Origin of the sequence: Nonomuraea sp. 10N515B, assembly GCF_052245915.1 — a bacterium.
GTDB lineage: Bacteria > Actinomycetota > Actinomycetes > Streptosporangiales > Streptosporangiaceae > Nonomuraea.
The window spans coordinates 22,498-36,282 of sequence record NZ_JBQQBQ010000042.1; the positions used below are offsets into that span (position 1 = coordinate 22,498).

Sequence of the window (13,785 nt, forward strand, 5' to 3'; positions counted from 1 at the left end):
CTTCGTTGTCCGCACGGCGCACCAGTATCAATAACGCCATTCTCCGCCATTTGTTCCCGCCTGGACGAAATGCCAAAAAGGGACGGATCGCCCCACTTGGCGAGCCGCCCCTCGTGCGGGTCTTACTCGGTCACGTCGATCTCGCCGGTCGTGACCTCCGGCATGGGCATGGGCTCGGCGTCCTCCATGCGCTCGTCCGTCCAGTATTCGAGCACCTTGCTGGGGTCCGGGTTGACCTCCCGGGAGACCACGATGTCGTCATCGGTGGGCTCGGGAGACGGGGCCGGCGTCGCCGGCCGGCCGGACGGTGATGCCTTCTCCACCACAGCTCTGGTCTCCTCGCCGACCTGGTCGAGCCTGCCCGCGGAGGCGGCCGCCGCGACCGAGACGCCGGCGACGACGATGATGGCCGCGGATGCCCACATCTTGCGGGTCTGGTCCATGAAGGCTCCCTCCTTCTCCTCACTCTGACGCAGCCGCACCTCGTCAGGTTCCTGCTTTCAGCCGTACCAGATCGGTCTTGCCGTTCGGCAGCAGCGGCAGTCCGGTGACCAGGCGCAGCTCGCGCGGGGCGGCGTGAGGGGGAAGCCTATCGCGGCAGTATGCCCGCAATTGGGCAAGCGTGAGTGGCGTGTCGGGGGCGGCGGGGACCACGACCGCGGTGACGAGCTCGCCCCATTCGGGGTCGGGCACGCCGATCACGGCCACGTCGGCGATCGCGGGGTGAGTGCCGAGCACGGCGGCCACGGCGGCGGCCATGACCTTCTCGCCACCGGTGTTGATGACGTCGTCGGCCCGGCCCAGCACCCGCAGCCGCCCGCCGGCCAGCTCGCCCAGGTCGGAGGTGACGAACCAGCCGCCGTCGAACGGGGCGGGCTCGCCGGAGCGGTAGCCGGAGAAGAGCACGGGACCGGCGATCCGGATCAGGCCGTCCTCGCCGATCTTGAGATCTACATGGTAAAGGGGCCGGCCGTCGTACACGCAACCGCCGCACGTCTCGCTCATCCCGTACGTCGTCACGATCCGGCCGCCAAGGTCCCGGGCCTGCTCCAGCAGGCCAGGACGGGGCGCAGCGCCGCCGAGCAGGATGGTGCGGAACCCCGACAGGTCGGCCCCCAGCTCCACGAGCCGGTGCAGCTGGGTCGGCACCAGTGAGACGTGGTCGGCGCCGGAGTCCAGGACCGCGCGCGGGTCGAAGCGCGGGTGGATGATCGGCTCGCTGTCCGACAGCAGGGCGCGCACCAAGACCTGCAGGCCTGAGACGTGGGAGACGGGCAGGCAGCACAGCCAGCGCTCGCCCTTGGAGGCCTCCACGCGCCGCAGGGAGGCGGCCGCGGAGGCGCGCAGCGCGGTGGCCGAGAGCATCACGCCCTTGGGCGTGCCGGTGCTGCCGCTGGTGGCGATCACGACCGCCACGTCGGCGGGCACGCCGGCGCCGCCGTCCTGGGGCGTCCCGTCGACGTGGGTGGGGCGCAGCGCGGCCAGCGCGGCATCGGCCTGGCCGGGAGGCAGGGGGAGGACGGCGGGTCCGTCGCCGGTCAGCGCGTCGCGGACGGCCGTGAACAGCGCGGGTCCCGGAGGCTGCACAATGGCATGCAGCGGACGGTCCGGATGCGACGGGTTCCTCCACATGCTCGTAAGGTTAATGGCGACACGTCGGACAGCGGCGCAGGGGAAAGCGGGGAGGGTCGTGGCAGGTTCTCCCGAAGCCCCCGGGGGTCCCGTGGTCTTCCGAATCCCGATGCGCCTGCGTTTCCGGGGACAGACCGTCAGAGAAGGGGTGCTGCTGCGCGGCCCGGCGGGGTGGGGGGAGTTCTCCCCGTTCCCGGAGTACGGCCCGCGCGAGTGCGCCCGGTGGCTGGCGTGCGCCCGCGAGGCGGCCTTCGAGGGCTGGCCGGAGCCGGTGCGCGACAGCGTCCCCGTCAACGCGACGGTGCCTGCGGTCGACCCCGAGCGGGCCCACGAGCTGGTGCGGCGCTCCGGCTGCGGCACGGCCAAGGTCAAGGTGGGCGAGCAGGGGCAGACGTTCGACGAGGACGTGGCCAGGGTGGAGGCCGTGCGTGACGCGCTCGGCCCGGCGGGCAGGCTCCGGGTCGACGTCAACGGCGCGTGGAGCGTCGATGAGGCCGTACGGCGGCTGAAGCGCCTGGACACCTACGACCTGGAGTACGCCGAGCAGCCGTGCGCCACGCTGGAGGAGCTGGCGGCGGTGCGGCGGGCCTGCGACGTGCCGATCGCGGCCGACGAGTCCATCCGGCGGGCCGAGGATCCGCTGCGGGTCAGGGCGGCCGAGGCGGCCGACGTCGCGGTGGTCAAGGTGCAGCCGCTGGGCGGGGTGCGAAACGCGTTGCGGGTGGTGGAGGCGTGCGGGCTGCCCGCCGTGGTCTCCAGCGCGGTCGAAACCTCTGTGGGTCTCGCGGCGGGGCTGGCGCTGGCTGCGGCGCTGCCGTCGTTGCCGTACGCGTGCGGGCTCGGCACGCTGCCCCTGCTGGCGGGCGACGTCGTGGACGACCCGCTGACGCCCGTGGACGGGCGGCTGGCGGTACGCCGCCCATCGGTGGATGATCAGCAGTTGTCGGCTTTTGAGATTGAATCTCCCCAGTGGCTTCGCCGGATGCAGGAGGCGTCACGTTGAACCCCGCGACCGCGCTGGCCACCGTGCTGGTCGACGAGCTGGTGCGCTGCGGCCTGACCGACGTGGTGCTGGCGCCCGGCTCGCGCTCGGCCCCGCTGGCGCTGGCGCTGCACGCCGAGTCGCGGGTGCGGCTGCACGTGCGCATCGATGAGCGCTCGGCGTCATACCTGGCGCTCGGGCTGGCCAAGCGGTCCGAGCGGCCGGTCGCGCTGATCTGCTCGTCCGGCACGGCCACCGCGAACTTCCACCCGGCCGTGATCGAGGCGAGCGAGTCGGGCGTGCCGCTGCTGGTGCTCACCGCCGACCGCCCGCCCGAGCTGCGCGGCACCGGCGCCAACCAGACGATCGACCAGATCAAGCTCTACGGGACGGCCACGCGCTGGTTCGCCGAGGTCGGCGTGCCGGAGGACCGCCCCGGGCAGGTGGCCTACTGGCGGTCGCTGGCCTGCCGCGCCTACCAGCGGGCCGCCGGCCCGGCGAACCCCGGTCCTGTCCATCTCAACCTGGCCTTCAGGGAGCCGCTCATCCCCGACGGCGACACCACCTGGTGCGAGCCGCTCGACGGCGGCGCCAACGGCCCGTGGGTGCGGGCCAGGGTCGCGCCCCCGCCGATCGCCCTGCACATCCCGCCGACCCGGCGCGGCGTGCTGGTCGTCGGCGACGGCGCCGCGAACGTGCGCCGCTACGTGGCCGCCGCCGGCATGGCGGGCTGGCCCGTGCTGTCGGAGCCGAACGGCGGCGCCCGCTACGGCGACCACGCCATCTCGACCTACCACTACCTGCTGGGGACGCCCGAGTTCGCCGACGCGCACCGGCCCGATGTGGTGGTCACCTTGGGGCGGCCCGGGCTGTCGCGGCCGCTGCTGTCCTGGCTGCGGCGGACCGCGGAGCACATCGTGGTGGCGCCCGACCTGGACCGCTGGCCGGACCCGACCAGGTCGGCCACACAGGTGGCGCAGGCCGTGGAGATCCCGGTGGCCGCGGGCGACGACAGCTGGCTGCACGCCTGGCGGCGGGCGGACCTCGCGGCCAGGTCGGCCGTGGACGAGGTGCTCGACGTCTCGGGTGTCAGCGAGCCGCGCCTGGCCAGGGACCTGGTGGACGCGCTGCCGAACGGGGCGCTGCTGTTCTGCGGGTCGTCGATGCCGATCAGGGACCTGGACCAGGCGATGCGGCCGCGGCGCGGCATCAGGGTGATGGCCAACCGGGGCGCCTCCGGGATCGACGGCCTGGTCTCGACCGCGATGGGGGCGGCGCTGGCGCACAACGGGCCCGCCTTCGCGCTGCTCGGCGACCTGTCGTTCCTGCACGACCAGAACGGGCTGATCCTCGGGCCCCGCGAGCCCCGGCCCGACGTGTGCTTCGTGGTGGTCAACAACGACGGGGGCGGGATCTTCTCGCTGCTGCCGCAGGCGGCGGTGCGCGATCCGTTCGAGCGGGTCTTCGGCACACCGCATGGGGTCGATCTCGGGTATGCGACGGCCGCGACCGGGACGCCCTACACGCTGGTGTCGGAGATCACGGAGCTGCCGAAGGCGCTGCGCGGCGAGGGGCCGCGCGTGGTCGAGGTGCGTACCGACCGCGAGGAGAACGTGCTCGTGCACGCCCGCCTGCGCGAGGCCGCGCAGGCGGCCGTCCGCGCCCTGCTGGCCGCCTAGCGGCGCGCTGCTGGCCGCCTTGCGGCGTGCGGCGGTCAGCCGCCCAGCACGTCGAGGAGGCGGTTGAGCGGGCCGTCCAGGCCGTAGCGGTCGGCCAGGCGCACCAGCGCCTCGGGGTCGCGCGGCTTGGCCGGCAGCGCCAGGTCGGCGGCCGGGAGCGGGGCGTCATGGGCCACCTTGACCACCGCGGGAGCGGCGCTCAGGTAGTCGCGGGCGGCGGCCAGCCTGGTGCGGCTGCCGGCGGGGAAGCCGTCGGTCACGCCCCCGTCCAAGGCCTCGAGCAGGGCCTCGAGGGAGCCGAAGCGGGTGATGAGCGCCGCCGCGGTCTTCTCGCCGACGCCGCTCACGCCGGGCAGGCCGTCGCTGGGGTCGCCCCGCAGCGTGGCGAAGTCGGCGTAGGCGCGGCCGGGGACGCCGTATTTGGCGGTGACGAACGCCTCGTCCACGATCTGCAGGTTGCGGATGCCGCGGGCGGTGTAGAGCACGCGGACCGGGCGGGCGTCGTCGACCAGCTGGAACAGGTCGCGGTCGCCGGTGACGATGTCGACCGCGCCGCCCGACCGGTGGGTGAGCGTGCCGATGACGTCGTCGGCCTCGTAACCGGCGGACTCCAGGCGGGCGATGCCGAGCGCGTCGAGCACCTCCTGGATGACGGCGATCTGTGGCACGAGCGCGTCGGGCACCACTTCGGTGTTGCCGTGGGCGACGCGGTGCGCCTTGTAGGTCGGGATCGCCGCCACGCGGAAGGCCGGACGCCAGTCGGCGTCCATGGTGGCCGCGAGCTCCGCGGGGGAGTGCTTGCGCACGAGAGTGGCGATCATGTCGATGAGGCCGCGCACGGCGTTGACGGGCGAGCCGTCGGGGGCCGTGATCGACTCCGGTATGCCATAGAAGGCGCGGAAGTAGAGGGACGGGGTGTCCAGAACCATCAGCACGTGTCTATGGTCGCACTCCCAACGGGGCCTCGTCGGCTGCGCATGGATCCCCCAGGATGCCCACCCCCAGGAGACAGGCGTCGTCTTCGGGGTTGGGCCCGCCGATGTCGGACAGCAGACGGTCGAGCCCGGACTCCAGCTCGCTTCCCCGCACGTCGGCGGCGGCGGCGAGGGCCAGGTCGAGGCCGACGTCGATGTCGCGGGTGCGCCGCTCGACCAGGCCGTCGGTGAACAGCAGCAGCACGTCCCCGGGCCGCAGCCGGGTCGTGGCCAGCTCGTACGGGCGCCCGCACGCGGCGCCGAGCAGCACGCCCCTGGGCTGGCCGAGCCGGCTGGCCACCCCGTCGCGGACCAGGATGGGCGCCAGGTGGCCGGCCTGGCTCCAGGCGAACACCCGGGTCCGCGGGTCCAGATGCCCGATGACCGCCGTGGCGGTGGTGTCGTTGAGCTGGTGCAGGACCAGCTCGTTCAGCCAGTCCAGCAGCCGGTTGGCGGGCCGCCCCGTCATGGCGAGGCCCACCAGGGCGTGGCGGAGCTGGGCCATGTGCGCGATGGCGGGCAGGCCGTGGCCGGAGACGTCGCCGATGGCCAGCAGCAGGCGGCCGTCGGGGGAGGGGGCCGCCTCGAACCAGTCGCCGCCCAGGTTCGCGGTCTTCTCGGCGGGCACGTAGCGCACCGCGATGCTGGTGTCCGGCAGGCCCGGATAGCAGGCGGGGTCGGGAAGGATCGCGTCGCGCAGCGCCAGCATCACGTGGCGCTCCTCGGCGGCCTGCTCGCGGGCCTCCAGGAGCTGGCGGCGCGATTCCGACATCAGGCGCTCGGCGCGGCGGCGGCCGGTGATGTCCTGGATGACGCCGTGCAGGCCGATGGGGCCGCCGGGGGCCATCAGCGGCTCGAGCACCATGCGAATGTCGCGCAGATCGCCGGAGCTCGCGCTGCGTCTGATGCGGAACTCGGCCTGGACCGGCTCGACACTCTGCACGGCGGACCACAGGAGCCGGTCCAGCGCGGCCACGTCGGCGGGCTCGACGTGCTTGGCGAGCTGGGGCAGGGCGATGGGACCCTGGGCCGGGTCGCGGCCGAAGATCGTATACACCTGCTCGGACCAGATCGTCTGGCCGGTGTGGAGGTGCCATTCCGCCCAGCCCATGTTGCCGAGCCGCTGCGCGTGCGCCAGCCGTGCGGCGAGCAACTCCGCATCGGATTTGTGCCCGAGCAGCCCGGCCGCGCCTATGACGTCGACCATAGTCTCACTCTCAAAGTGCAGTGGATCTGAACAATTGTCCCCACACTACGTGATCGTTGTTGAACGGAGTGTAGCGAGTGCTTCCCGTGTTGTGAGAGCTTTTCGCGGATAGTGGGAGACCGGAGGCGGAGTAGATTTGGGCCTGTGACGTCCTCAGACCTGTATCCCGTGTCCCGTCTGGCCGCCGTTCAGGAGGCCACCGCCAAGAGCGGCCTTGACGCCCTGCTGCTCACGCCAGGGCCCGATCTGCGCTATGTGAGCGGCTATGACGCCAAGCCGCTGGAGCGGCTGACGTGCCTGGTGGTGCCCGCGGCGGGGGAGCCGTTCATGATGGTGCCCCGCCTGGAGCTGCCTGCCGCCGAGGCCTCGCCCGCATCGCGGCTCGGGCTGGAGTTCGTGGCCTGGGACGAGACCGACGACCCCTACGCGATCGCGGCGGCCCGGCTGGGGCAGGCCGGCAAGGTCGGGCTGGCCGACCGGATGTGGGCCATGTCGTCGCTGCGCTTCCGCGAGGTGCTGCCGGGCGCCGAGCAGGTGCTGGCCGGGAGCGTGCTGCGGCAGTTGCGGATGCGCAAGTCCCCGGCCGAGGTGGCGGCGCTGTGCGAGGCGGGGGAGGCGATCGACGCCGTCCACCGGCGGGTCCCCGAGTTCCTGCGCGCCGGGCGGAGCGAGCGCGACGTGGCCAGGGACATTGCCGAGGCGATCCTGGCGGCCGGGCACGAGACGGTCGACTTCGTGATCGTCGCCTCCGGCCCCAACGGGGCCAGCCCGCACCACGACGTGTCCGACCGGGTGATCCAGAAAGGCGAGCCGGTGGTGGTCGACATCGGCGGCCAGCTGCACAGCGGCTACTGCTCCGACTCCACCCGCACCTACAGCGTGGGCGAGCCGCCCGCCGAGTTCAGCGCCTACTACGAGGTGCTGCGCCGCGCCCAGGAGGCGGCGTGCGCGGCGGTGCGGCCCGGCGTCTCGTGCGAGTCGGTCGACGCGGCCGCCCGCGAGGTGATCGCCGAGGCCGGATACGGCGACTACTTCATCCACCGGACCGGGCACGGGATCGGGATCGAGACGCACGAGGAGCCCTACATCGTGGCCGGCAACGGGGAGCCGCTGGAGCCCGGCTTCGCCTTCTCCGTCGAGCCGGGCATCTACCTGCCGGGCCGGCACGGGGCCAGGATCGAGGACATCGTCGTGTGCACCGACAGCGGAGGTGAGCGGCTCAACAACACGCCGCGCGAGCTCGTGATCGTGTAGGCGCCGTCAGTCGAGGAGCTTGTGGCCCCGAAGGCCGCCCCGGCCCGGTCCTCGCCCAGCCCCGCGATCTGGTGGGGGCAGCACCAGTCTCCGTGTGAGCTGAGCCGGTCCGGCCTCGGCCTGCCGATCCGTACCGTCACGGGCGTACGGGCGCCGTCCTCGGCGACGGCCTCCAGCTGCCGCTCGGCCACGACGTCGCCGAGGTCGCAGGCCATCGTCATGAGGGCAACTGTGGCACAGTCGCTGTCATGTTCGCGGAGGTCACCTACGCCACCCGTCCCGGCTCGGCCGACCGGCCCAATGAGGATCTGGTGATCGCCGGGCCGTCCTGGATCGTCGTGCTCGACGGGGCCACGGCGGCGGCCGGGGTGGACAGCGGCTGCGTCCACGACGTGCCCTGGCTGGTGGCGCGACTCGGCGGGGCGCTGGCGGCGCGGCTGGCCGCGGACGGTGACACGCCGCTGGCCGGGGTGCTGGAGCGGGCCATCGAGGAGACGGTGGCGGCGCACGGCGACGGGTGCGATCTGGGCAACCCGGATTCTCCGTCCGCCACGGTGGCCATGGTGCGGATCGGTCGGGGGCGGGTGGAATACCTCGTGCTGGGCGATTCGCCGGTCGTGCTCGCGCGGGCCGGTGGCGGGGTCGCAGTGGTGGCCGACGATCGGCTGGAGCGGCTGCCGGGCGGGCGGCCGTACACGGTGGAGCTGGTGCGGCGGATGCGGAACGCGCCGGGCGGCTTCTGGGTGGCCGCCGCGCGGCCCGAGGCGGCCGGCCAGGGCGTGGGCGGGGCGGTGGACGTACGGGAGGTGCGAGGGGTCGGGGTGTGCACCGACGGGGTGGCCAGGCTCGTCGACTGGTACGGCTGGAACTGGGACGACGTGGTGGCCATGCTGGACGGCGAGGGGCCGGATGCGGTGATCGGGGCCGTGCGGGGGCTGGAGGAGGCGCATGGGCCGGGCCGGGGGAAGCGGCACGACGACGCCTCCGTGGCGTGGGGGCGGGTGCGGCCTGCTCCGGGCTGACCGCATCTGGACAGACCAGCGTGTATCAGGCATTGCCCACCTTGCTCTGCCAGGGGGGAGGGAGCGGGCATGTTCGTCGGCAGGACGGCGGAGCTCGCCCTGCTGCGCGCCGAGCTGCGCGCGGCGGGCGGGGGCCGCGCCAGGAGGGTCGTGGTCGAGGGACCTGAGGGGATCGGCAAGACCGCCCTGGTCCGTCACACGCTCGGTGGGGAGGCGGGCGTGCGGGTGCTGGCCGCCGGCGGTGAGGAGGGGGAGCGGTGGCTCGCCCTCGGTGTGCTGCGGCAGCTCGCGGACGATGTGGCGGGCCCGGACGGACGTGCCGCGGCGCTGGAGGGCCTCGAGGCGGCGGGGCTGGAGGCGGCGGGGCTGGAGGCGGCGGGGCTCGATGCGGCGGGGCAGGACCCGTGCGCGGCGGGGCAGGTGATCTGCGAGGTCATCGGGGCGTTGCAGGCGCACGGGCCGGTGGTGGTGCTGATCGACGACGCCCAGTGGGCGGACCGGCCGTCGCTGCACGCCCTGGGATACGTGCTGCGGCGGCTGCGGGCCGGGCGGGTGCTCGTGCTGGTCGCCGTCCGCGACGTCGCCGACCCCTGGCTGCCCGACGGGCTGCGGCGCCTCCTGACCGATGACGACACGCTCCGCATCACGCTCGGCGGGCTGAGCGCCGCCGACCTGGCCGAACTGTCCACCGCCTTGGCGCCGCCCTCGGGAGTGCTCCCCGGCAAGCCGCTGCCGATGCCGCGGCTCGGCGAGGAGGCGGCCGAGCGGCTGCGCGAGCACACGCGGGGCAACCCGCTGCACGCCTGCGCCCTGCTGGCGACAGTGACCCGGCCCGTCCTCGAGGATGCCGCCGTACGCGTGCCGGCTCCCGGCACCTACCTGCGGCCCTTCACACGCCGCTTGGACGGCTCCGCACCGGCCGCCAGGCAGCTCGTCGCCGCCTGTGCCGTGCTCGGGGAAGGGTGCCCGCTGCACGTGGCCGCGGCCGTCGCCGGCGGTCTCGACGACCCCCTGGACGCCCTGGAGGAGGCCGTCGCCGCCGGGCTGCTCCGGGAGCTGCCCGGCCGGCTGATCGGCTTCCCCGAGCCTCTCGCCCGGGCCGCCGCGTACGACGGGCTGGGCCCGGGCACCAGGGCCCGCCTGCACCTCGCGGCGGCCGCGCAGGCCGGCGACACCAGCACGGCGCTGCGGCACCGGGCCGCGGCGGCGAGCGGCCCCGACGACGTGCTGGCCGAGGAACTGGCCGGGTACGCGGCCAAGGCCGCACAACACGGGCGGTGGCGGGAAGCCGCCGTCCATCTGGAGCCGGCCGCCGGGCTCATCGACGCCGCGCGCGCCCCCGCTCGCCGCGACGAGCTGCGTACGGCCGCGCTGGAGCACGTTCTCATCGGAGGCGACGTGCTCCACGCGGAACGGCTCGCCGGAGCCTTGGCCGCACGCGACCGGGACGACGCGGCGCCGGCGCGCTGGTACGTGCTGGGCCGGCTCGCGCTCGGCTCCGGGCGCTTCGACGAGGCGTCGGTGTTGCTGGCCGAGGCGTGGCGGGTTCGGGAGCCCGGCCTGGCCGCCGACGTGGCCGAGCAGCTGGCCTGGCTGCACCTGGTGACGGGGGATCGCGCGGGGGCGGTGCGCTGGGCGCGCCTGGCGATCGAGCAGCCCCTCCAGGGCACGATCGCCAGGCCGTACGACGTGCTGGCGCTGGCAGGGGCATCCAGCGCCGGCGCCCCGCCCGGCAGCCTCGCGGCGGCCGTCGCGCACCTTGAGCTGGACGCGCCCGAGCAGGCGTGCGCCGTGCTGAAGCAGGTCGTGGCCGAGGCCGAGAAGGCGGGGCTGCCACACCATCGGCTGCCGGCTACTGCGCTGCTGGCCGCCGCCGAGCACGCGTGCGCCCGCTGGCACGACGCCGCCGCCCGCGCCGAGCGCGCTCTGGCCGAGGTGGCGGCGCTCGGCCAGCGGTGGCTGCTGCCCTGCCTGGAGGCGGTGTGCGTGGCGCCGCTCGCGGCTCTGGGCGAGCACGAGCTTGCGCTCGCCCACGCCGGCGCCGCGATGACCGCCGCCCGCCGCATGCGCCACGCCCTAGGGGAGACACAGGCGGGCCTGGCCCTGGCGCTGCTCGGCACCGAGGACACGTCGCGGGTGGTAGGCGCTGCTGACACGTCGCCGGTGGTTGGCACTGTTGACGCGTCGTGGGTGGTTGGCGTTGCAGATGCGTCTGGCGTGGTTGTTGGCGCTGCTGGCGCGTCGGCGGTGGTGGGCGCTGCGGATGTGTCGGCGGTGGTAGGCCTGTTCATCCCCGACGCTTTTGTGCCCGACCCGCGGCCGCGCCGGATCGAGGCGCTGATCGCCGAGGGCAGGCTGCCCGAGGCCGAGCGCGCCTTCGCCGCTTTCGGCAAGCTCGACGCGGCGTGGCAGTCCGACCGGGCCGGCGGGGCGGCGGGACCGCGCCGGCAGGCGGAGCGGATCAGGCTGGGGGCGCTGCTGCTGGCTGCCGGGAACGATCCCGCGCAGGCCGAGGAGGACTTCGTCCGTGCCTTGGCGCTCGTCGAGCGGGGGGTGTGCCCGCTGGAGGAGGCGCGGGTCCTGCTGGACCTCGGACGCCTGCTGCGCCGCACAGGCAGGCGCAGGGCGGCCGCGGAACGGCTCGGCGCCGCCCGAGCGATCTTCGAACGCCTGGGCGCGCGTCCGCTCGTGGACCGCTGCGCGCAGGAGCTGGCGGCGTGCGGGCTCGAAGCGCAGGCCACGGTACGGCTCGGGCTGACGCCCCAGGAGCTCAGCACCGCCACGCTGGTGGCCCACGGCCTGACCAACCGTCAGATCGCGACAGAGCTGCTGATCAGCGTCAAGACGGTCGAGTACCACATCGGCAAGATCTACACCAAGCTCGGCATCAGCTCCCGCGTCGCGCTCGCCGCCAAGGTCGCGACCGACGCCCGATCGACGTGAACCGGCCTACCCGCCTGACAGGCCGCCGCGCCGGTCGCGGCCGGACGCCTGCTCGACGGGGCTGCGCCGCGGCCTCCGCCTCGGGCGCGGTGCCAGGCCAGGTTGGAAGACGACGTGGCGTTCCCAGTCAGCGGAGCAGGCTGATCGGCCACGCTGCTGATACCATGATCGATAGCGCGCGATCATGAAACAATTCTCAAACAGATGTATATATCCGGGTATTGGGGGTCGTCGCCCATGGCTGGCGCGACCAGCTCGCCAGGATGCCGGCGGGCATGGCCAGGGCGTGGGTGTGGCGCGACACGCAGGCGGCGCCCACGCTGGCCCGCTACCTCGACAACGCCGACAGCCGTGGCTCGTGCTTCGCGGACCTGTCCCACTGGATTTACACGGGCGATGCCTGGGTGAAGGCCCACCTGGAGCAATTACGTGCCGTCAGCCGGCAGGTGCAGCGGTATCTGCATCTGCTCGGCGAGCTGGCGTCATACCGGAGAGACATGAGCTGGGGCGATCTGAACATTCTGGGGCTCGGCGTCAGCCGCGCCGAGGTGACCGACGCGATGGCCGCGCTCGCGCGCGAGGTGGCGCAGCTGATCGAGCCGGTTCGCGAGCACAGCCCCCGCACCGCCGCCTACCTGGGCAGACGGCTCGGATTCCAGGCCGGGTTCAACGGTATTGCCGGCCCCGGCCACACAGCGTGAAGGGCGGGTCCGCGGCCATGACAAGCGGACTTGACTCTGGGGGAACGGAACCAGCGAATAACAGGGCTCTGAGCGACAAAATGTGACATTTTGATTCTTGCAACAAATTGCGGCTTGAGTGGAAAATGTGGCGTTGCTAGGGTGTCTCGATGCCAGGCATGTGGATCGGCCTTCTCAAACACACCTTGACAGGTACCACTGACCACGGCACCTCAGGGGCGGGCCGCGCATGCGCGGGAGATGTACGGGCGGTGCTGGATGGAATTCGGTCGCTCTGACCATTGGCGACTACCGACGGCGATCAAGATCCTGATCGCCGGGGGATTCGGCGCGGGCAAGACCACCATGGTCGGCGCGGTCTCCGAGACCCGGCCTCTACGCACGGAGGAGGCGCTCACCCAGGTCGGCACGCACGTCGACGATCTGTCCGGCGTCGAGCGGAAGCTGACCACCACCGTGGCCATGGATTTCGGCCGCATCACCATCCGCAACGACTACATGCTCTACTTGTTCGGCACCCCGGGCCAGGAGCGGTTCTGGTTCGTGTGGGACGAGCTCGCCATGGGCGCGCTGGGCGCCGTGGTGCTGGCCGACACCCGCCGCCTGGACGACTGCTTCCCGTCCGTCGACTACTTCGAAAAGCGTGAGCAGCCGTTCATCGTGGCGCTCAACTGTTTCGAGGGCACGCAGCCGTTCACCGTCGGCGAGGTGCGTGACGCGCTCGGCCTGGAGCCGGACATCCCCATCGTGCGCTGTGACGCCCGCAGGCGCGATTCCGGCAGGGAGGTCCTCGTCACGCTGGTGGAGCACGCGATGCGCCGGGGGGTCACTCCGGTCGGGACCATGTCGTGACCACGACCGGCTACCTTTGACCGATGGAGGAGATCGACCGCCGGATCGTCACGCTGCTGGCCCGTGACGGCCGCATGAGCTTCACCGACCTGGCCAGGGAGACGGGGCTGTCGGTCTCAGCGGTGCACCAGCGCGTACGCCGCCTGGAAAAGCGCGGCGTCCTGCGCGGATACGCCGCGATCATCGACCACGACGCGATCGGGCTTCCGCTGACCGCCTTCGTGTCGATCAAGCCGATCGATCCCGCCGCGCCCGACGACGCCCCTGAGCGGCTGGCCCACCTGGCGGCCATCGAGGCATGCCACAGCGTGGCGGGCGACGAGAGCTACATCCTCAAGGTGCGCGTCGCCTCACCGGTGGCGCTGGAGGACCTCCTGCAGCAGATCCGCGCCGCCGCGAACGTCTCCACCCGCACCACGGTGGTGCTGAGCACACCGTACGAGCACCGCGCCCCCGACATGACCGCCGAAGCGGCCCCCGTCCAAGACAACTCCGCCTGACCGCCCCAAGGCGGCACCTGCCCAAGTCCGTATGACCGC

General features: G+C 73.1%; 12 protein-coding genes. 8 read left to right on the forward strand and 4 right to left on the reverse strand.

What is annotated here, in order from left to right; translation table 11 throughout:
* Nucleotides 1-122: 122 nt before the first annotated feature.
* Both ACTWQA_RS41205 and ACTWQA_RS41210 read right to left on the reverse strand, forming a co-directional pair.
* Nucleotides 123-443 carry a hypothetical protein gene (locus ACTWQA_RS41205; RefSeq protein WP_443164325.1) on the reverse strand — a complete coding sequence of 107 codons (321 nt, stop codon included), beginning with the start codon at nt 441-443 and terminating at the stop codon, nt 123-125.
* Between the two features lie 43 nt (nt 444-486).
* A complete protein-coding gene (locus ACTWQA_RS41210; protein WP_443164326.1) occupies nt 487-1,632 on the reverse strand; it encodes an AMP-binding protein in 1,146 nt (381 codons plus the stop codon).
* A gap of 109 nt (nt 1,633-1,741) precedes the next feature.
* Here ACTWQA_RS41210 and ACTWQA_RS41215 point away from each other — a divergent pair, with 109 nt between their 5' ends.
* Nucleotides 1,742-2,635, forward strand: a complete 894-nt coding sequence (locus ACTWQA_RS41215; RefSeq protein ID WP_443164379.1) for an o-succinylbenzoate synthase — start codon at nt 1,742-1,744, stop codon at nt 2,633-2,635.
* The gene (gene menD, locus ACTWQA_RS41220; protein ID WP_305918841.1) at nt 2,632-4,293 is read left to right on the forward strand and encodes a 2-succinyl-5-enolpyruvyl-6-hydroxy-3-cyclohexene-1-carboxylic-acid synthase; all 1,662 of its coding nucleotides are present in this window, start codon (nt 2,632-2,634) and stop codon (nt 4,291-4,293) included. The genes ACTWQA_RS41215 and menD overlap by 4 nt, the downstream gene beginning before the upstream one ends.
* A 35-nt stretch (nt 4,294-4,328) precedes the next feature.
* Here the strand turns inward: menD and ACTWQA_RS41225 are convergent, their stop codons facing one another.
* Both ACTWQA_RS41225 and ACTWQA_RS41230 read right to left on the reverse strand, forming a co-directional pair.
* Nucleotides 4,329-5,222, reverse strand: a complete 894-nt coding sequence (locus ACTWQA_RS41225) for a 5'-3' exonuclease (RefSeq protein WP_443164380.1) — start codon at nt 5,220-5,222, stop codon at nt 4,329-4,331.
* Between the two features lie 10 nt (nt 5,223-5,232).
* A complete protein-coding gene (locus ACTWQA_RS41230) occupies nt 5,233-6,474 on the reverse strand; it encodes a PP2C family protein-serine/threonine phosphatase (protein WP_443164327.1) in 1,242 nt (413 codons plus the stop codon).
* A gap of 144 nt (nt 6,475-6,618) precedes the next feature.
* Between ACTWQA_RS41230 and ACTWQA_RS41235 the strand changes: the two genes are divergently transcribed.
* The 6 genes from ACTWQA_RS41235 (at nt 6,619) to ACTWQA_RS41260 (ending at nt 13,746) form a co-directional block, all read left to right on the forward strand.
* The gene (locus ACTWQA_RS41235; RefSeq protein WP_443164328.1) at nt 6,619-7,728 is read left to right on the forward strand and encodes a M24 family metallopeptidase; all 1,110 of its coding nucleotides are present in this window, start codon (nt 6,619-6,621) and stop codon (nt 7,726-7,728) included.
* 248 nt (nt 7,729-7,976) lie between these two features.
* Nucleotides 7,977-8,750 carry a protein phosphatase 2C domain-containing protein gene (locus tag ACTWQA_RS41240; protein ID WP_443164329.1) on the forward strand — a complete coding sequence of 258 codons (774 nt, stop codon included), beginning with the start codon at nt 7,977-7,979 and terminating at the stop codon, nt 8,748-8,750.
* 69 nt (nt 8,751-8,819) lie between these two features.
* Nucleotides 8,820-11,693, forward strand: a complete 2,874-nt coding sequence (locus ACTWQA_RS41245; RefSeq protein ID WP_443164330.1) for an AAA family ATPase — start codon at nt 8,820-8,822, stop codon at nt 11,691-11,693.
* Between the two features lie 221 nt (nt 11,694-11,914).
* Complete coding sequence (locus ACTWQA_RS41250; protein WP_443164331.1) at nt 11,915-12,394, forward strand: hypothetical protein; 480 nt, start codon at nt 11,915-11,917, stop codon at nt 12,392-12,394.
* A 258-nt stretch (nt 12,395-12,652) separates the two neighbouring features.
* On the forward strand, nt 12,653-13,246 hold the full coding sequence (locus ACTWQA_RS41255) for a GTP-binding protein (RefSeq protein WP_305918833.1): 594 nt from the start codon (nt 12,653-12,655) through the stop codon (nt 13,244-13,246).
* Between the two features lie 23 nt (nt 13,247-13,269).
* Nucleotides 13,270-13,746 (forward strand): Lrp/AsnC family transcriptional regulator, encoded by a 477-nt coding sequence (locus tag ACTWQA_RS41260; RefSeq protein WP_305918832.1) that lies wholly within the window; start codon nt 13,270-13,272, stop codon nt 13,744-13,746.
* Nucleotides 13,747-13,785: the final 39 nt, after the last annotated feature.

Coding starts and splice junctions, on each gene's coding strand:
- ACTWQA_RS41260 (WP_305918832.1), top strand. CDS start 13,270: ATGGAGGAGATCGACCGCCGGATCGTCACGCTGCTGGCCCGTGACGGC.
- ACTWQA_RS41230 (WP_443164327.1), bottom strand. CDS start 6,474: ATGGTCGACGTCATAGGCGCGGCCGGGCTGCTCGGGCACAAATCCGAT.
- ACTWQA_RS41225 (WP_443164380.1), bottom strand. CDS start 5,222: ATGGTTCTGGACACCCCGTCCCTCTACTTCCGCGCCTTCTATGGCATA.
- ACTWQA_RS41215 (WP_443164379.1), top strand. CDS start 1,742: ATGCGCCTGCGTTTCCGGGGACAGACCGTCAGAGAAGGGGTGCTGCTG.
- ACTWQA_RS41245 (WP_443164330.1), top strand. CDS start 8,820: ATGTTCGTCGGCAGGACGGCGGAGCTCGCCCTGCTGCGCGCCGAGCTG.
- ACTWQA_RS41255 (WP_305918833.1), top strand. CDS start 12,653: ATGGAATTCGGTCGCTCTGACCATTGGCGACTACCGACGGCGATCAAG.
- ACTWQA_RS41210 (WP_443164326.1), bottom strand. CDS start 1,632: ATGTGGAGGAACCCGTCGCATCCGGACCGTCCGCTGCATGCCATTGTG.
- ACTWQA_RS41205 (WP_443164325.1), bottom strand. CDS start 443: ATGGACCAGACCCGCAAGATGTGGGCATCCGCGGCCATCATCGTCGTC.
- ACTWQA_RS41240 (WP_443164329.1), top strand. CDS start 7,977: ATGTTCGCGGAGGTCACCTACGCCACCCGTCCCGGCTCGGCCGACCGG.